Origin of the sequence: Micromonospora trifolii, assembly GCF_022229005.1 — a bacterium.
In the GTDB taxonomy this organism is placed as follows: Bacteria; Actinomycetota; Actinomycetes; order Mycobacteriales; family Micromonosporaceae; genus Micromonospora; species Micromonospora trifolii.
The window spans coordinates 40418-57033 of record NZ_JAKKFD010000027.1; the positions used below are offsets into that span (position 1 = coordinate 40418).

General features: G+C 69.8%; 17 protein-coding genes. 6 read left to right on the forward strand and 11 right to left on the reverse strand.

The genetic code is table 11. The annotated features are described in order from the left end of the window. Positions 1-138 precede the first annotated feature (138 nt). Positions 139-1578, reverse strand: a complete 1440-nt coding sequence (locus NIE79_RS18120; RefSeq protein WP_238666740.1) for a GuaB1 family IMP dehydrogenase-related protein — start codon at positions 1576-1578, stop codon at positions 139-141. Positions 1579-1675: 97 nt separating this feature from the next. Further along, complete coding sequence (locus tag NIE79_RS18125; protein ID WP_238679694.1) at positions 1676-2272, reverse strand: LysE/ArgO family amino acid transporter; 597 nt, start codon at positions 2270-2272, stop codon at positions 1676-1678. Between the two features lie 70 nt (positions 2273-2342). Between NIE79_RS18125 and NIE79_RS18130 the strand changes: the two genes are divergently transcribed. After that, entirely contained in the window at positions 2343-3236 is an 894-nt protein-coding gene (locus tag NIE79_RS18130) for a LysR family transcriptional regulator ArgP (RefSeq protein WP_238679695.1), read from the forward strand. 16 nt (positions 3237-3252) lie between these two features. On the opposite strand, the gene NIE79_RS18135 is transcribed toward NIE79_RS18130, so the two are convergent. Then, positions 3253-5004, reverse strand: coding sequence for an acetyl/propionyl/methylcrotonyl-CoA carboxylase subunit alpha (locus tag NIE79_RS18135; RefSeq protein WP_238679696.1), 1752 nt, complete (start codon positions 5002-5004; stop codon positions 3253-3255). Between the two features lie 150 nt (positions 5005-5154). Here NIE79_RS18135 and NIE79_RS18140 point away from each other — a divergent pair, with 150 nt between their 5' ends. The 3 genes from NIE79_RS18140 to NIE79_RS18150 all read left to right on the forward strand — a co-directional run bounded on the left by NIE79_RS18140 (position 5155) and on the right by NIE79_RS18150 (position 7621). Continuing rightward, positions 5155-5766 carry a PadR family transcriptional regulator gene (locus NIE79_RS18140; protein WP_238679779.1) on the forward strand — a complete coding sequence of 204 codons (612 nt, stop codon included), beginning with the start codon at positions 5155-5157 and terminating at the stop codon, positions 5764-5766. 121 nt (positions 5767-5887) lie between these two features. Further along, positions 5888-6847: an ATP-binding cassette domain-containing protein gene (locus tag NIE79_RS18145; protein WP_238679697.1), complete on the forward strand. Its 960-nt coding sequence runs from the start codon at positions 5888-5890 to the stop codon at positions 6845-6847. Between the two features lie 18 nt (positions 6848-6865). Then, on the forward strand, positions 6866-7621 hold the full coding sequence (locus tag NIE79_RS18150; protein ID WP_124823257.1) for an ABC transporter permease: 756 nt from the start codon (positions 6866-6868) through the stop codon (positions 7619-7621). Positions 7622-7718: 97 nt separating this feature from the next. Here the strand turns inward: NIE79_RS18150 and NIE79_RS18155 are convergent, their stop codons facing one another. The 6 genes from NIE79_RS18155 to NIE79_RS18180 all read right to left on the reverse strand — a co-directional run bounded on the left by NIE79_RS18155 (position 7719) and on the right by NIE79_RS18180 (position 12614). Next, on the reverse strand, positions 7719-8372 hold the full coding sequence (locus NIE79_RS18155; protein WP_238679698.1) for an O-methyltransferase: 654 nt from the start codon (positions 8370-8372) through the stop codon (positions 7719-7721). Beyond that, positions 8369-9037 carry a Maf family protein gene (locus NIE79_RS18160; RefSeq protein WP_238679699.1) on the reverse strand — a complete coding sequence of 223 codons (669 nt, stop codon included), beginning with the start codon at positions 9035-9037 and terminating at the stop codon, positions 8369-8371. The genes NIE79_RS18155 and NIE79_RS18160 overlap by 4 nt, the downstream gene beginning before the upstream one ends. Positions 9038-9336: 299 nt before the next feature. Beyond that, positions 9337-10476, reverse strand: a complete 1140-nt coding sequence (locus tag NIE79_RS18165) for a S8 family serine peptidase (protein WP_372471650.1) — start codon at positions 10474-10476, stop codon at positions 9337-9339. A 29-nt stretch (positions 10477-10505) separates the two neighbouring features. After that, positions 10506-11873 (reverse strand): hypothetical protein, encoded by a 1368-nt coding sequence (locus NIE79_RS18170; protein ID WP_238679700.1) that lies wholly within the window; start codon positions 11871-11873, stop codon positions 10506-10508. Beyond that, positions 11870-12328, reverse strand: a complete 459-nt coding sequence (locus tag NIE79_RS18175; protein ID WP_091394404.1) for a hypothetical protein — start codon at positions 12326-12328, stop codon at positions 11870-11872. Before NIE79_RS18175 ends, NIE79_RS18170 begins: the two co-directional genes overlap by 4 nt. A gap of 91 nt (positions 12329-12419) precedes the next feature. Beyond that, a complete protein-coding gene (locus NIE79_RS18180) occupies positions 12420-12614 on the reverse strand; it encodes an acyl-CoA carboxylase epsilon subunit (RefSeq protein ID WP_238679701.1) in 195 nt (64 codons plus the stop codon). A 90-nt stretch (positions 12615-12704) separates the two neighbouring features. Between NIE79_RS18180 and NIE79_RS18185 the strand changes: the two genes are divergently transcribed. Then, a complete protein-coding gene (locus NIE79_RS18185; RefSeq protein ID WP_238679702.1) occupies positions 12705-14732 on the forward strand; it encodes a serine/threonine-protein kinase in 2028 nt (675 codons plus the stop codon). Positions 14733-14819: 87 nt separating this feature from the next. Then, entirely contained in the window at positions 14820-15053 is a 234-nt protein-coding gene (locus tag NIE79_RS18190) for a hypothetical protein (RefSeq protein ID WP_238679703.1), read from the forward strand. 82 nt (positions 15054-15135) lie between these two features. On the opposite strand, the gene NIE79_RS18195 is transcribed toward NIE79_RS18190, so the two are convergent. Continuing rightward, positions 15136-15888: a GH25 family lysozyme gene (locus tag NIE79_RS18195; protein WP_091394392.1), complete on the reverse strand. Its 753-nt coding sequence runs from the start codon at positions 15886-15888 to the stop codon at positions 15136-15138. Positions 15889-16014: 126 nt separating this feature from the next. Continuing rightward, a complete protein-coding gene (locus NIE79_RS18200) occupies positions 16015-16566 on the reverse strand; it encodes a Uma2 family endonuclease (protein WP_238679704.1) in 552 nt (183 codons plus the stop codon). Positions 16567-16616 lie beyond the last annotated feature (50 nt).

Here is a 16616-nt window from a genome sequence, read left to right on the forward strand (position 1 = left end):
GGGGCCCACGCCCCTCCCCGGGGCTCACGCCCCCACCCGGTTGATCATGAAGTTATTGCCATGACACGCCGACGCGGGAGGCAACAACCTCATGATCAACGAGGGTGGATGGGTGAATGGGTGGGTGGGTGGGTGGGGCTACCAGCTGGTGGGGAGGGGCATTCCTTCGGTGAAGCCGGCGGCGCTCTGCACGCCGACGATGGCCCGCTCGTGGAACTGGGTCAGGTCCCGGGCGCCGGCGTAGGTGAAGGCGCTGCGTACCCCCGCGATGATCTCGTCGATCAGGTCCTCGACACCGGGGCGGGCCGGGTCCAGGTGCATCCGGGCCGAGGAGATGCCCTCCTCGAAGACCGCCTTGCGGGCCCTGTCGTACGGGCTGTCGTCGGCGGTTCGGGCGCTGACAGCCCGAGCCGAGGCCATTCCGAAGCTCTCCTTGTACCGCCGGCCGTCCGCGTCGGTGTAGAGGTCACCGGGAGACTCGTAGGTGCCGGCGAACCAGGAGCCGATCATCACGTTCGACGCGCCGGCGGCGAGCGCGAGCGCCACGTCCCGGGGGTGCCGCACTCCGCCGTCGGCCCACACGTGCCGGCCCAGTTGGCGGGCGGCGGCTGCGCAGTCGAGCACGGCGGAGAACTGCGGTCGACCCACGCCGGTCATCATCCGGGTGGTGCACATCGCGCCGGGGCCGACGCCGACCTTGATGATGTCCGCTCCTGCCTCCACCAGGTCGCGTACGCCCTCGGCGGTGACCACGTTGCCGGCCGCCACCGGGACCCCCGGGTCCAGCTTCCGGACCGCCTGAAGCGCGGAGATCATCCGTGCCTGGTGGCCGTGTGCGGTGTCCACGACCAACGTGTCCACCCCCGCCTCCAGCAGCGCCGAGGCCTTGCCGGTCACGTCCCCGTTGATCCCGACGGCCGCCGCGATCCGCAGTCGGCCCCGGTCGTCCACGGCAGGCGTGTAGAGGGTGGCGCGCAACGCGCCCTGTCGGGTCAGCACCCCGACCAGCCGACCCTCGGCGTCCACCACCGGGGCGAGTCGGCGACGGCCCGCCGAGAGCAGGTCGAAGCCGGTACGCGGATCCGCGTCCGCCGGCACGGTGTGCAACTCGGTGGACATCACGTGACGCAGCTGCGCGAAGCGGTCCACGCCAGTGGTGTCCGCCTCGGTGACCACACCCATCGGCCGGCCGGCGTCGTCGACCACGATCACCGCACCGTGCGAGCGCTTGGGCAGCAGGTGGATGGCGTCACCCACGGTCTCGGTCGGGCCCAGCGTGATGGGCGTGTCGTAGACCAGGTGGCGCTGCTTGACCCAGGCGACGACATTCGCCACCACCTCGATCGGAATGTCCTGCGGAATCACCGTGATGGCACCCCGGCGGGCGACCGTCTCCGCCATCCGCCGTCCGGCGACAGCGGTCATGTTCGACACCACCAACGGAATGGTGGTGCCGGTGCCGTCGCCGGTGGAGAGGTCGACGTCGAGCCGGGAGCCCAGGTCGGAGCGGGCCGGCGCCATGAAGACGTCGGTATAGGTCAGGTCGTGCGCGGGAGCCGCGCCGTGTAGGAACCGCACTCGGCCCATCATCCCCGCTCGTGGAGCGTCCCGCCGCCGGTGGTCGTGGAAAACACTTCCGTCGCCTCCGCTGTCGTCGACGTCGCGTAAGAGCTGGTCAGCCCAGCAGGAGCGCCACGGCGAGCCCGGCCATCACGACGGCGATGACCGCGTCCAGCACCCGCCAGGCCGTGGCGCGGGCGAGCAGCGGTGCGAGGCGCTGGGCGCCGACGCCGAGCGCGGTGAACCAGACCACACTGGCCAGGACGGCGCCGGCGCCGAAGACCCACCGGTGCGGGTGCTGTTGGGCCACGCTGCCGAGGAGCAGGACGGTGTCCAGGTAGACGTGCGGGTTCAGATACGTGAAGGCGGCGCAGGCGAGCAGTGTCGCCCCCAACGTGGCCGGCGGACGCTCGGTGGGCAGCAGGGCGCCGGGACGCAGGGCGCGGCGGGCGGCGAGCCCCGCGTAGCAGAGCAGGAAGGCCGCGCCGCCCCACCGGATCGCCATCAGCAGGCCCGGTCGGCCGGTCACCAGCGAACCGACCCCGGCCACCCCCGCCATGATCAGCAGCGCGTCCGAGGCGGCGCAGGCCAGCACCACGGGTACGACGTGCTCGCGTCGCAGGCCCTGGCGCAGGACGAAGGCGTTCTGGGCGCCGATGGCGACGATGAGCGCGATGGAGATCGAGAAGCCGGCGACGGCGGAGGTGAGCACGGAGTCGACGCTAGGGCCGCCGACAGCCACCAGTCCAACTAAAGATTCTGACGCAACTTAAGCTCAGCTAATGGATGGTCTCGACTCGGCGCAGCTACGGACCCTCGCGGCGGTGGTGGCGGAGGGCAGCTTCGACGCGGCGGCCCGGCTGCTGCACGTCACGCCGTCGGCGGTGAGCCAACGGATCAAGGCGCTGGAGGAGACCGTCGGCCAGGTGCTGGTCCGCCGCGCCCGTCCGTGCGTGGCAACCGACGCCGGCCGCCCGCTGCTGCGCCTGGCCGGCCAGCTCGCGCTGCTCGAACGGGAGGCGCTGGCCGATGCCCGCGGCCCGCTGGCCGGCGGCGGTCGGATCCGGGTCGCCGTGGTGGTCAACGCGGACTCGCTGGCCACCTGGTTTCCCGCCGCGCTGGCCCGGTTGCCGCAGCGGGCCGGGCTCTCGTTCGACCTGCGGCAGGACGATCAGGACCACACCGCCGAGTTGCTCCGCGACGGTTCGGTGACGGCTGCGGTCACCGCCCAGCGGGAGGCAGTGCAGGGCTGCCGGGTGCTGCGGCTCGGGTCCATGCGCTACCGCACACTGGCCACGCCGGAATTCGCGGCGGCCCACTTCGCCAAGGGACTCACCGCCGCCGCGCTGGCGAGCGCCCCGCTTGTCGTCTTCGACCGGAAGGACCGGGTGCAACACCGGTTCATCCGGGCGGTGGCCGGTCGACCGCTCGACCCGCCGGTGCACTACGTACCGTCGATCCCGGCGTTCAGCGAAATGATCAGGCTCGGGTTGGGCTGGAGCATGGTGCCGGAACAGATCGCCGAGGCCGACCTGACCGCCGGCGGCTGTGTCGACCTCGCACCGGGCCGACACCTCGACGTCCCGCTGTACTGGCAGCACTGGCGGCTGGAGTCGGACGTGCTCAACGCCCTGACTGCCGCCGTCCGCGCGGTCGCCGCCGAAACCCTGCGCTGACCGCCCGCCGGGCGGCTCAGGCGATGGTGCAGATGGGGGCACCGGCGGTGATCACGGCGCCGACCTCGGCGCTGAGGCCACTGACCGTACCCGCCTTGTGCGCGTGCAGCGGCTGCTCCATCTTCATCGCCTCCAGCACCACGACCAGGTCACCCTCGGCCACTGTGTCGCCGTCCGCCACCGCGATCTTGACGATGGTGCCCTGCATCGGCGAGGTGAGCGCGTCGCCGCCGACCGGGGCGCCGGCCTTGGCGCCGCCGCCGCGCCGGGTCGGCTTGCGGGAGGCGGGTGCCGCGGTGGTCGTACTCCCGTCGAAGCCGGCGGGGAGGCTGACCTCGATGCGCTTGCCGCCGACCTCGACCACGACGGTGTCGCGCTCGGCCGGCGCCTCGGCGGCGCCGGCGGCGGCGGTGAACGGCGGCACCGTGTTGTGGAACTCGGTCTCGATCCACCGGGTGTGCACTGTGAACGGCTCGGCGGTGAACGCCTCGTCCCGCACGACGAGCCGGTGGAAAGGCAGCGCGGTGGCCATCCCGTCGAGGACCATCTCGTCCAGCGCGCGGCGGGCGCGCTCCAGCGCCTCGGTCCGCGTCTCACCCGTGATGATCACCTTGGCGAGCAGCGAGTCGAAGTTGCCGCCGATCACGTCGCCGGCCGAGATGCCGGTGTCGACCCGCACACCCGGCCCGCTCGGCAGGCGCAGCGCTGTGACAGTGCCGGGGGCGGGCAGGAAGTTGCGGCCCGGGTCCTCGCCGTTGATCCGGAACTCGATTGCGTGCCCGCGAGGCGTCGGGTCCTCGGTGATCCGCAGCTTCTCGCCGTCGGCGATCCGGAACTGCTCCCGGACCAGGTCGATGCCGGCGGTCTCCTCGGTGACCGGGTGCTCGACCTGGAGTCGGGTGTTGACCTCCAGGAAGGAGATGGTGCCGTCGACGCCGACCAGGTATTCCACGGTGCCGGCGCCGTGGTAGCCGGCCTCGCGGCAGATCGCCTTGGCGCTCTCGTGGATCTGCGCGCGCTGGGCGTCGGTGAGGAACGGCGCGGGCGCCTCCTCGACGAGCTTCTGGTGACGTCGCTGCAACGAGCAGTCCCGGGTGCCCACCACGATCACATTGCCGTGCTGGTCGGCGAGGACCTGCGCCTCGACGTGCCGGGGCTGGTCGAGGTACCGCTCGACGAAGCACTCGCCCCGACCGAACGCCGCGACCGCCTCCCGGGTGGCCGACTCGAACAGTTGGGGGATCTCCTCCATCGTGCGGGCGACCTTGAGGCCGCGCCCGCCGCCACCGAAGGCGGCCTTGATGGCGACCGGCAGGCCGTGGTCGACGGCGAACGCCATCACCTCGTCCGGGCTGGCCACCGGGTCCGGGGTGCCGGGGACCAGCGGTGCGCCGGCCCGCTGGGCGATGTGCCGGGCGGTGACCTTGTCGCCCAGGTCGCGGATCGCCTGCGGGGTCGGGCCGATCCAGGTCAGCCCGGCGTCGATGACGGCCTGGGCGAAGTCGGCGTTCTCACTGAGGAAGCCATAACCAGGGTGTACGGCGTCGGCGCCGGCCCGAGCGGCGACGTCGAGCAGCTTGTCGATGCGCAGGTAGGTCTCGGTCGCGCTGTCGCCGCCGAGGGCGTACGCCTCGTCCGCGAGGGTGGCGTGCAGGGCGTCGCGGTCGGAGTCCGCGTACACGGCGACGCTGCCCAGGCCAGCGTCGCGGCACGCGCGGATCACCCGGACGGCGATCTCGCCGCGGTTGGCGATGAGTACCTTGCGCACCTTCGTGGCTCCTCCCGGGCAGGTTACTGACGGGGAGTGTATCGGCCGCCCACAGCGGCCCTAACGATCGCTCAGTGTGGGATGCCGCACTGCACCCGCCACGGCTTAGTCAAACTTGGCTATTACGCTTATCGGGTGTCTTCGACTCGGATGATGATTCTCGGTCTGGTGCGGTGGATGCAGCCCGTGCACGGCTACGACGTGCGCCGCGAGCTGCTGAGCTGGAGCGCCGACAAGTGGGCGAACGTGCAGCCCGGATCGATCTATCACGCCCTGCGCAAGCTCACCGAGGAAGGGCTGCTCCGCGCCGTCGCGACCGAGCAGGTCGGCGCCCGTCCAGCGCGCACCACGTACGAGGTGACCGTCAAGGGGGAGGACGAGTTCGAGACGTTGCTGCGCAACTCCTGGTGGACCATCAGCGAGCCTGCCGACCCGTTCGTGGCGGCCTTCTCCTTCCTGCCGGCGATGCCTCGCGCCGAGGCGGCCGCCGCCCTGCGCAACCGTGCCAACCTGCTGCGCGCCGGCGTGGAGTCGATGCGTGCCTCGCTGGAGTCGGACTGGGTGCGCAACCGCAAGCCGGCCCACGTGGGCTGGATGTTCGAGCTGTGGTCGGCGCGGGCGGAGGCGGAGATGACCTGGTGCGAGCGGATCGCCGAACGGATCGATTCCGGAGTGTCGTACCTGCCTGCTGAGCTGGATGAAGCGCAGGGTTGGTCGGGGTGGAGGGACGGTGCGGAGCAGTCCGACACCGACGCGGAATAATCAACGTTGACTAAAAAAGCTATATCGCGTTAGCCTTCTGCGGCACAGCGGGGGAGTGCGCCGTCCGGCGTCGTCCCACTCGACGGCCGGCCCGACCGGCCCGAAACGACCAGGAGCAGAAATGATCGAGACCAGGGGGCTGCGGAAGTCGTTCCGCTCCCGCGCGGGTCGAGAGACGAAGACGGTGGACGCCGTGCGGGGCGTCGACCTTGACGTTGCCAAGGGCGAGATCTTCGGCTTCCTCGGCCCGAACGGCGCCGGCAAGACCACCACGCTGCGGATGCTCGCCACGCTGATCGAGCCGGACGGCGGCGAGGCCACCATCGCGGGCGCCGACCTGCGCAAGGACCCGGCCGAGGTGCGCCGCCGCATCGGGTACGTCCCGCAGGGCGGCAGCACCTGGGACGAGTCCACAGCCCGCGAGGAGCTGGTGCTGCACGCCCGGATGTACGGCATCAACAAGGCCGACGCGCAACGGCGCGCCGCCCGCGCCCTGGACGCCTTCCAGCTCACCGAGTACGCCGACCGCAAGTGCAAGACCTACTCCGGCGGCCAGCGTCGCCGGGTCGAGATCGCCCTCGGCATCATCCACGAGCCGAAGATCGTCTTCCTGGACGAGCCGACCACCGGCCTCGACCCGCAGAGCCGCGCCCACATGTGGGACGAGATCCGCCGGCTCCGCGCCGACGGGATGACCGTCTTCATCACCACGCACTACCTGGACGAGGCCGACGCGCTCTGCGACCGGATCGCGATCATGGACAACGGCGAGGTGGTGGCCGAGGGCACGCCCACCGAGCTCAAGCGGGAGATCTCCGGCGACGTGGTGCTGGTCGGGCTCGACCTGGCCGCCACCCCGCAGGCCGCCCAGACGCTCGACGGCGAGCCGTACGTCAACAAGCTGGAGACTGTCGACGAGGGCGGCCTGCGCCTCTACGTCGACGAGGGCGCCACCGCCATCCCGCAGGTGCTGCGCCGACTCGACCACGCCGGGCTGGAGCTGCGCTCGATCGAGCTGCATCGACCCAGCCTCGACGACGTCTTCCTCACCAAGACCGGCCGCTCGCTGCGCGAGTCCTGACCACCGGAGACGACTCTCATGAAATTCGCCCGTGACACGTGGCTGATCTTCCAGCGCCAGATCCAACTCCTGCTCCGCAACCCGGTCTGGGTCTTCGTCGGCGTGTTCCAGCCGGTCATGTACCTGCTGCTCTTCGCCCCGCTGCTCAAGCCCGCACTGAACGCGCCCACCCAGGCCGCCGCCTACAAGATCTTCGTACCGGGTCTGCTGGTGCTGCTGGCCATCTTCGGTGGCCTGTTCCAGGGCTTCGGCCTGATCGCCGAGCTGCGAGCCGGCGTCATCGAACGCTCCCGGGTCACCCCGATCAGCCGGCTCGCCCTGCTGCTCGGCCGCTCGCTGCGCGACGTGGTCTCGCTCCTGGTGCAGGCCGTCATCATCACGCTGCTGGCGCTCATCTTCGACCTGCGCGTGTTCATCGGGGACCTGCTGCTGGCGTACCTGATGCTCGCCCTGATCGCCCTCATGACCTCGGCCGTCTCCTACGGCGTCGCCCTCAAGGTCAAGAGCGAGGACGCGCTGGCCCCGCTGATGAACACGGTGGCGCAACCGGTGCTGCTGCTCTCCGGCATCCTGCTGCCGCTGACCTTCGCACCCGGCTGGTTGCAGGGCATCGCCAACTGGAACCCGTTCTCCTGGGCGGTCGACGGCACCCGGGCACTGTTCGCCGGTGACCTGGGCAGCGACAAGGTCTGGCAGGGCCTCAGCATCACAGCGGTCCTCGCCGCGCTAGGCGTCTACTGGGCCGCCCGCCAGTTCGCCCGCAGCGTCCGCTGACGCTGGCTGTTGCTGTTCCTCGATGGTGGGGTGTCCCCTGGCGGGACACCCCACCATCAGTGTTCGGCGGCTGTCGGCAGTCAGCGGTTCCCGGGGCTCAGCGGACCCGGGCGAGGGTCAGGCCGTCCGCGATCGGCAGCATCACCAGGTCCACCCGCACGTCGGCGAGGACCTCGTCGTTGAACGCGGCGATGGCCCGGTCATTGGCGTCCTGCGGGGCGATGACCCGCCCACCACGCAACACGTTGTCGACGGCGATCACCCCACCCGGACGCATCCGGGGCACCAACTCCGCCCAGTAGATCGGGTAGCCGGTCTTGTCCGCGTCGATGAACGCGAAGTCCAGGTGCCGTTCGTGCGGCAACTCCCGCAGCCCGTCCGCCGCCGGGCCGATGCGCAGGTCGATCGAATCCTGCACGCCGGCCCGCGCCCAGTAGCGCCGGGCGATGCCGGTGAACTCTTCCGAGATGTCGAAGCAGGTCAGTCGCCCACCCTCGGGCAACCCGCGGGCGATCGCCAGCGACGAAAGCCCGGTGAACGTGCCGACCTCGACGGCCTGCCGCACGCCGAGCAGCCGGGTGAGGAACGTCAGGAACGCGGCCTGCTCCGGAGCCACCTGCATGGTGGCGTGCTCCGGCAGCACCGACCGGGTCTCCTCGGCCAGGTCACGGATGATCTCGTCCGGCGGGGAGCCGTGTGCGACCAGATAGGCGTGCAGCTCGTTGGTGAGCGGGATCGACTTGGTGGTCATGACCGGACGTTACCGAGCGGCTCGACAGTTTGGCCGCCCGGCGCGACAGTCGTCCACAGGTCGGTGATCCGCAGATCCAGCTCGGCGAGGAGCCGGCGCAGCAGCGGCATCGACAGCCCGACCACAGTCCCCGCGTCACCCTCGATCCGCTCCACGAACGGCCCACCCAGCCCGTCGATCGTGAACGCGCCGGCCACCGCCAGCGGCTCACCCGTGGCAACGTAAGCGGCGATCTCGTCGTCACTGATGTCAGCGAAGTGGACAGTCGTCGACGCGACCGCCTCCGCGCGCCGCCCTGCGGCAACGTCGACCAGGCAGTGCCCGCTGTGCAGAACGCCGCTGCGCCCCCGCATCCGCAGCCACCGCCGGGTCGCGTCGGCCGCATCCGCCGGCTTGCCGAGAATCTCACCGTCGAAGGCGAGCACCGAGTCGCAGCCGATCACCAACGTCCGCTGGTCGGCGGCCGGGTTCAGCCGGGTCAAGACCGCCTGCGCCTTCAGGCGAGCCAACTCCAGGCACAACTCCTCGGCCCGCTCGGTCACCACCAGGGACTCGTCCACCCCGCTGACCAGCACCTCCGGCTCGATACCAGCAGCCTGGAGCAACTTACGACGGGCAGGGCTCGCCGAAGCGAGCACGAGGCGGAGCGGCAAAGTCTCAGACACCAGCCCGACGTTACCGCCCAGGCCCCCACCAAGACCGACACCCCGCCAGCACGGCCATGTACCCGGCCGTCCGGCGGCCCGGGTCGGCAGGTGGCCTGGGTCCGTTGGGTGGCCTGGGTCGGTAGGTGGTCCGGTGGTCCGGTGGTCGGGTGGCCCGGTGGCCCGGTGGCCCGGTGGTGGGGTGGCCCGTGTGGCCCGGGTGGCCTTGATCCACTCGACTTTCAGGAAACCGCGCTATCCCGTCGTCCCGGACACCGCGATTTCCTGAAAGTCGAGTGGATCACCGCCTAGTTGATCGTTCAGCGACTGATTCTGGGTGGAGGATCATCACCGCGCCGCCGTCGCCGCGCCATCACGGCCCACCCGACCCCGGCAGCTACGAGCACTCCGAGAGTGGCCAGCCCACGCGCTGTCGCGCTGTCGCTCTCGTCATCCGGTTGAGCGCCAGCCGTCGTGGTCCGGCCAGCACCGGCCGGGGCGCTCACCGATTCAAACCCGAGGGGCGGTACGTCTGCCGTCAGCGCCGCCACAAGATCGATCACCCCATAGCCGTACTCGTCGTCACGCCCAGGAGGGCCCTTGTCGACGGCGGTAGCCGTGAGCCGGTGCGCCACCTCGCGGGCCGGCAGGTATGGGTACTTGGACCTGATCAACGCAGCCGCGCCCGCAACGATCGCCGTCGCGTCGGAGGTGCCGGTGCCTTTGCGGTACTTGCCGTCGATGCTCGTGCTGTAGATGTCGACGGCGGGCGCAACCACGTCAATCTCCGGCCCAGATACCGAGACGGCAGCGTGAGTGCCGGATTTGTCAATGCCCCCCACGGCGAGGACGCCGTCCTCGGACGCGGGGTAACCAACTTCCGTGTCGGCCGGTCGATTACCTGCAGCGGCGACGACGACAACATTCGCGAGAATAGCTCCCCTGATCGCGCGACGCAGGGCAGGGCTGGAGCCTCCAGCACTGGAAATGCTGATGACGCCAGCACCAGAGGAAACGGCATAATCGATTGCCCTACCCAGATTGTCTGGGCTGCTCTGATTGTCGGCCGTCGAGGAAATAATTGGCAAGACCTTGGCCTTCGGTGCTATACCTCGAGCTCCTCGGCTTCCTTCTTGGCCGTGGGCAGCGATGAGGCCGGCCATCCCGGTGCCGTGGCTATTTCGATCGCTTTGGCCATCATTGCTCCCCCCTTCATTGGTAAGGTCGACTCCGCGGAGGAGATTCGCTCTTAGGTCTGGATGCGGGTAAACGCCTGTGTCCGGTACTGCCACGGTTACGCCCTCACCCTGGCTGATCTCGTTGGCCTCTCCCGAGTTTAGGGTTGCTAAATGCCACTGGTCGGAGCGAACGCGGTTTGGGCCAACGTCAGGCGGCAGGCTGGGTGCCCTCGCGGCGATGGGGCTGGATGATAGGGCGATAATCCCGACGGATATCAGGATCGCGAGGAAGGCTTGTGTGGTCGACCTTTTCACCGGCCGATGCCGATTGCCGGTCCTGGGTCTATTGGCCCCTCGTCGTCGGGAGGGCGGACCACTGGGTTAACTCCCTTTTGCGTTTCCCAAGGATTGTCCGGGTCCCAGCGATTCGGCTCTGCTGTATTGCCGTCGTTCCGCCTAGGATTGCCTGTTCCACTCATCCCAGAACTCCAAGGCCCCGGCGCTCCGCCGATCGGAGGCATTCCGTGTGCACTGGAAAGGCCTCTACCTGCGGAAGGGCGGGATCCGGCCGCGCCAGTAGGGGCAGTTCCGGCGCCACCGCCACCAATCACGCCTCCAACCGGGTTCACTCGTCGTGGGGGAACGCTGTTGCTGTCGGGTTGACGGGGCAGCGATCCGGGAACGCTGCCGATAAGGCCTCCAGGCGGCATCGTTCGCGACGGATCCAGCCCGGGAGCGCGAGACGGGCCATTCGAGCCATTGGGGCCAGGTCTCCCGATCGGTTGCCCGGGCTGGTGGCTCACTTGCGCGGTGGTGGCAGCAGGCGGAAGGACGGGTGGTACCCCCGGCAAGGAAGGGGGATTCGATGCAGTGGACAGGCCGGGCTGTCCTAGGCTGGGTGGGCTTAATGGAGCGCCTGCTACAGCGCCATTAAGAATTGGACCATTTCCGGTCGCTATGGGCACTGGTGCGGCTGCGGTGGGCTTAGTGGCGGACGGGTTCGCCGTCGTCTTTGGTGGCATAGGTGCTGGCAAGATCGGCGGAATGATGGGCGCTGAAGCGCTTCCGTACACATCCGGGTTAGAAATATCCTTACCGGACTGCGGAGGTGCCACGGGTGGTTTTCGGAGGGTTGCTTGGGCTTGTTGGAGTTCGCCGCTCAGGCTGAACATCATGGATCGCGCCTGCACGTTGAGCCGTTCCAGTTCCCCGTCAGCAACAGGCGGCTGGGTTGCCCGATTGGCCATCACCGCTTTCGGGTCGGCGACCATCGACTCGTACGCCTGCTTCTGCTGGAACTTGGTCGCGTACTCCTCGTGGATCTTGCGGAGTGCGGCGCGGGTGGTGCCGATGGCCTGGGTCGCGGCGGACAGCGCTGTGTAGTTCGCGGCGGCGGCGTCGTGGGTGCGCTGCACCTTGTCGATGAGTTCGTCGAGTTCGGCGAGGTACGTGCGGGAGGCGGCGCTGGTTTCGGGAGGCCATGCCTCGGCGAGTCCGCGTCGGTACTGCTGGAGGCGGCCGAGGTGGATTTGCGCCAGGTCGCAGACCTTGCGCCAGCCGGCGACCTGTTTCCAGTGGTTGGCGGTGTCGTGGTCCTGGAGGCAGGCCCACATGCTGTTGACATCCATGAGGTGCCAGTCGGTGAGGCCGGAGGTGCGGCCGGTGCCCCGCTCGATCATGGCAGCACCACCGGCCCTGCGGCGTCGGGGCTGGTCGGGTCGGTGAGGGTCGGCGTCGGACCGCCGGGGAGGACGCTGGCCGGGTTGGCGAGGGCTCGTTGCACGTCGACCACTCGGGCAGCGGTGAAGGCGTCGCTGTCGGCGTAGTGGGTGGCGACCTGGTCGGCGGCGGCGGCGAGGTGGCCGGTGGCGCCTCGGACGGCGTACACCATGTCGGCGGTGGCCTGCTGCGTCTCGTGGTGCGCGTGCAGGAAGGTGACCAGCTCGATGAAGGCGTCGCACGGGTTGGGCAGCTTCGCGGACATGTCCTCGGCGATGTACGACAGGTGCGGCGCGTAGTTGCTCTCGACTTCGGCGGCGAGCCGGTCGGCGAACTCTCTGAGCTGGCTGATGTCGGCTTCGATGCCGCCGTAACCGCGTAGCCAGGGTGCTGGCCGGTCCTCTTCGGGGATCATGGATCCTCCCTACCCGTAACGGCACCGTTTCCCTGAGTGAGGTTAACGGCTCAACGCCACCCTGACAGCCCCCGTACGGCGGTTCTCGGGGTCAGCGGGGAAGGCCGGCGGCACGCCACCCACGGGAGTTGCCCGGTCGACCGCTGCGCGCCCAGGCGGACGCGGGCGCCTCCGCAGGGGCGGCGGCCGGACGGGACCGGATGATGATCGCCCCCACCAGAGCGGCCAACTCCTCGGCGGTGGGCACGCCGCGGACGACCCGGAACAGCGGCTCTTCGGCAGACATGCCGCCAGGGTACGCGGCGCGAAGTTACGCGAAGCGCACAGTGGCGTGCCGGCGGTGTGAGCGTCAGCGGGTCCGGGTACCGTCTCACCGATGTCGAACGCGCTTCCCCAACTCGTCGCTGACCGATACCGGCTTCTGTCGCCGCTCGGCCAGGGTGGCATGGGCCGGGTGTGGAAGGCGCGCGACGAGGTGCTGCATCGAGATGTCGCCATCAAGGAGTTGGTGCCGCCTCCCGGTCTCACCGATGAGGAGCGCCGCGAGATGCGCGAGCGCTCGTTGCGGGAGGCGCGGGCCATCGCCCGGCTCAACCACGCCAACGTCGTCCGCATCTTCGACGTGCTGCGCACCGACGGCGATCCGTGGATCGTCATGGAGTACGTGGCGTCGAAGTCGTTGCAGGACACTCTCGCCGAGGACGGCCCCGTTTCGGTGGCCCGCACTGTGGAGATCGGCCTGGGCGTGCTGGGCGCGCTCAGCGCCGCGCACAAGGCGGGTGTCATGCACCGCGACGTGAAGCCCGGCAACGTGTTGCTCGGCGACGACGGCCGGGTGGTGCTGACCGATTTCGGTCTCGCCACGATCCCCGGCGACCCCAACGTGACCCGCACCGGCATGGTGCTCGGCTCGCCCGCGTACATCTCGCCGGAGCGGGCTCGGGACGGCACTGCCGGGCCGGAGGCCGACCTGTGGTCGCTGGGCGCGACGCTCTACGCGGCGGTCGAGGGCAAGTCGCCGTACGCCCGGCCGTCGGCGATCGGCACCCTGGCCGCGTTGGCGACCGAGCCGATTCCGCCGCCGAAGAACGCCGGTCCGCTCAAGGCAGTGCTCAACGGGCTGCTGCGCAAGGACCCGAACGAGCGGATCACCGCCGAGGTGGCCGAGCGCTTGCTGCGCCGCGCCGCCGGCAAGCGGTCGCGCGGCATCTCACTGCTTGATGGCGTACGCCGGCCTGGGCCGAACGGTCCGCGTGAGCCGCGCCTGCCGGTGGTGCCCGCCCCGCGACCGGCCGAGAGTGCCGACCGGCCGGTGTCGCCGCCGCCGGCCGCCTCCGCGACCGCCTCCGCCGCCACCTCTGCTGCCGCAGCGACCCCCGCCGCCGATGCCACGCCGACGGCCATCGTCTCCTCCGGTGAGGTCGCCGACCCGACCGCGGTCGTGCCGGCCGAGCCGACCACAGCGGCGCCGGCCGAGCCGACCGCCCCGATCGACCGTCCGTCCGATGCCGACCCGTCCGATGCCGAGCCGACCGCGAAGGTCACGGCCGCGCCCGACACGAGCGGCGACGGTACGACGGACGTCGACGACGAGCCGACGGTTGTCGACGGTCCGCCGGTGGCTCCGGAGCAGCGCAAGCCGACCACGCCGACGTCGCTTATGCCGCCGCTGAGCCCGGCCGGCCGCGCTGCGGTGCCGCTGTCGGATGGCACGAAGCCGAACAACACCCGACGCAACCTGCTGATCGGGGCGCTTGTGGCCCTGCTGCTGATCGGCCTCGTGGTGATCGTGCCGATGCTCACCAAGGGCGACGACAACGAGACCCCGCAGACCGGCCCGACGACCGGGGCGGCCGTGACGTCGGCGCCGGCGCAGTCCTCGGCTCCGGCGGCGCCTCCGCCCACCACGGGCGCACCGAGTGCGTCGCCCTCGGCCACGCCGTCGACCGATCCGAACGCGCTGCCGGCGGGTTGGAAGCTGCACAGGGGGCCGACCTTCTCTATTCCGCTTCCACCCGGCTGGAGCGGCCGTCAGACCAGCTCGGACACGGTCGTCTTCAACCAGTCCGGGGGGCCAGGCAAGATGCTGGTCCAGTGGACGCCCAGCCCGAAGAAGGACGCGGTCGCCGACTGGAAGGAGAAGGAACCGGACCGTCGGAGTCTGGTCAGCAACTACCAGTTGGTGGGCAGCATCAAGGCCTGCGACTGGTACCGGACCTGCGCCGACTGGGAGTGGTTGGAGACCCGGGACAACACCCGCATCCACGTGCGCAACCGGGGCTTCGTAACGGCCACCAACCGGGGTTACGCCATCCGGTGGGAGATCGCGGAGAAGGACTGGCAGGCCAACCTCGCCAACTTCGACCAGGTCGTCAAGGGCTTCAAGCCCGATCGGGTCAACTGACAGGCGTTCCGCACCTGCGCGAATCTCTCTCGCATGTTCTTGCGTCGTTCGGGGTATCTGATCTCCAACGACGGAGGGAGGTGCGACATGGGTTACCGATACAGGAACGCCCGGCCCCGGCTGGCACTGTGGATGCTCGTCGCACTCGGCGATGTGGCACTGCTGCTGATCAGCGTTGGGCTTCCGGTACTCGTCGCGCTGTTGGGCGTCGTTGCCATCACCGTTGGTGCGGTGGGCGTCCGGCGGCTCAGCCGGCGGGACGCGCTGGTCCGCGAGGATGCTCCGGTGATGGTGCCGGCGTTGAGCCGACGGCGGGTCTGACCCGTACCCGGTGGGTGGCGGCAGCCGGACCGATTGTCGACCGTGATGGTGACCGTCGATCCCGCTGCCGCCAACGGCCCGGTCAGGTGTTGTTGGCCAACGCGATCAGGCGGCTTCGGTCACCGTTCCAGTAGTTGCGGTCCACGTTGCCGCTGATCCCGGAGACCGCGCCGGTGCTGGTGTACTGCCAGAAGCTCCAGACCGACGCGCCGGCCGGCAGGGCGCCCGGCGTGCTCGACCAGCGGGCCAGCCAGAGCGGGTGGTTCGCCCACGGGCCGGTCCAGCTGCCTGTGCACTGGTTCCACCAGCTCGTGGTGGTGTAGATGACCGCGTACCGGCCGGTGCGGGAGCGGTAGGTGTTCAGGAAGTCCTGCACCCAGTTGCGCATCCCGGTCGTGCTGAGCCCGTAGCAGTAGCCACCGGCGTACGGGTTGCCCTCGATGTCCAGCGCGGCCGGCAGGGTGCGGCTGTCCGCGGACCAGGCGCCGCCGTTGGAGGCCAGGTAGTTGGCCTGGGTCGAGCCGGCGGAGATGTTCGGGCGGGCGAAGTGGTACGCCCCGCGGATCACCCCGGCGTTGTACGAGTTGACGTAGTTGGCGTTGAAGTTCGGGTCCTTGTAGCTGGTGCCCTCGGTCGCCTTGATGAAGGCGAACTGGATGCCCGCGTTGCGGACGCTGGTCCAGTTGATGGTGCCCTGGTAGCGGGACACGTCGACACCGGGTGTGGTGGCGGCGGCCGCCGGTCCGGCGGTCGCGACCAGGGCCGCCGCCGCGGTGGCGAGGACGGTGAGGCCGGCCGCGAGCGCGCGGCGCAGCGATGATCGGGTACGGGCCATGAATGCCTCCAAGGACGTCGCTCTATCGACATTCATCTTTGGAGGTAAGTGCCCTAGATCACAAGGGTGACCGGAAAAAAGCTTCACGGGCGGGGCGTGGAGGTCCGCTGGCCGGGGCGGGACGGATCAGCGCAGTGTGGCCGGGTCGAGTTGCCAGCGGAACGGCTCGACGACGGTCAGCTTCTCGCCGGGCTTGGCCACCTGGTCCTCGACGTAGTGCTCACCATCCAACCGGAACAGCCGCAACGAGTGAGCGTCCCCATCCTGCTCGACAAGCAGATACCAGGGGATTCGCGCAATGGCGTAGAGCTGCATCTTGAGCAGGCGGTCGGCTGCGGCGTTGCCCGGCGAGACGACCTCACCGACGAGAGACACTCGGTCGGAGTCGAGATAGGTGCCGTCGTCGTCGGCGTCGGTGACGACGAGATCCGGGATGACGACCCGGTCGACGCCGAGCCGGACGTTGATCGCGTCATAGACCAGGAGACCGCGAGGCTCTGCTGCTGCCTCGATGCTGTTCGCCAGCCGGCGCGACACCCGCTGGTGCCGTCGGCTCGGTGCAGGGCTCACCAGCAGGCTCCCGTCGAGCAGCTCGATCCGGTCAGGCGTCTCGCCCAAGGCGAAGTAGTCGGCCTCGGTCCACAGGCCGACGTGCGGTTCCAGGGGGGCTGCGCTCACCTGCGTCCACCTCCCGCTTCACTCGCCACCCGATCAGTTTCACAGGATAC

Excerpts from the sequence above, each read along its gene's own strand:
- NIE79_RS18130 (WP_238679695.1), top strand. The coding sequence starts at position 2,343 with ATGGATGGTCTCGACTCGGCGCAGCTACGGACCCTCGCGGCGGTGGTG.
- NIE79_RS18140 (WP_238679779.1), top strand. The coding sequence starts at position 5,155 with ATGATGATTCTCGGTCTGGTGCGGTGGATGCAGCCCGTGCACGGCTAC.
- NIE79_RS18145 (WP_238679697.1), top strand. The coding sequence starts at position 5,888 with ATGATCGAGACCAGGGGGCTGCGGAAGTCGTTCCGCTCCCGCGCGGGT.
- NIE79_RS18150 (WP_124823257.1), top strand. The coding sequence starts at position 6,866 with ATGAAATTCGCCCGTGACACGTGGCTGATCTTCCAGCGCCAGATCCAA.
- NIE79_RS18155 (WP_238679698.1), bottom strand. The coding sequence starts at position 8,372 with ATGACCACCAAGTCGATCCCGCTCACCAACGAGCTGCACGCCTATCTG.
- NIE79_RS18170 (WP_238679700.1), bottom strand. The coding sequence starts at position 11,873 with ATGATCGAGCGGGGCACCGGCCGCACCTCCGGCCTCACCGACTGGCAC.
- NIE79_RS18175 (WP_091394404.1), bottom strand. The coding sequence starts at position 12,328 with ATGATCCCCGAAGAGGACCGGCCAGCACCCTGGCTACGCGGTTACGGC.
- NIE79_RS18180 (WP_238679701.1), bottom strand. The coding sequence starts at position 12,614 with ATGTCTGCCGAAGAGCCGCTGTTCCGGGTCGTCCGCGGCGTGCCCACC.
- NIE79_RS18185 (WP_238679702.1), top strand. The coding sequence starts at position 12,705 with ATGTCGAACGCGCTTCCCCAACTCGTCGCTGACCGATACCGGCTTCTG.
- NIE79_RS18190 (WP_238679703.1), top strand. The coding sequence starts at position 14,820 with ATGGGTTACCGATACAGGAACGCCCGGCCCCGGCTGGCACTGTGGATG.
- NIE79_RS18195 (WP_091394392.1), bottom strand. The coding sequence starts at position 15,888 with ATGGCCCGTACCCGATCATCGCTGCGCCGCGCGCTCGCGGCCGGCCTC.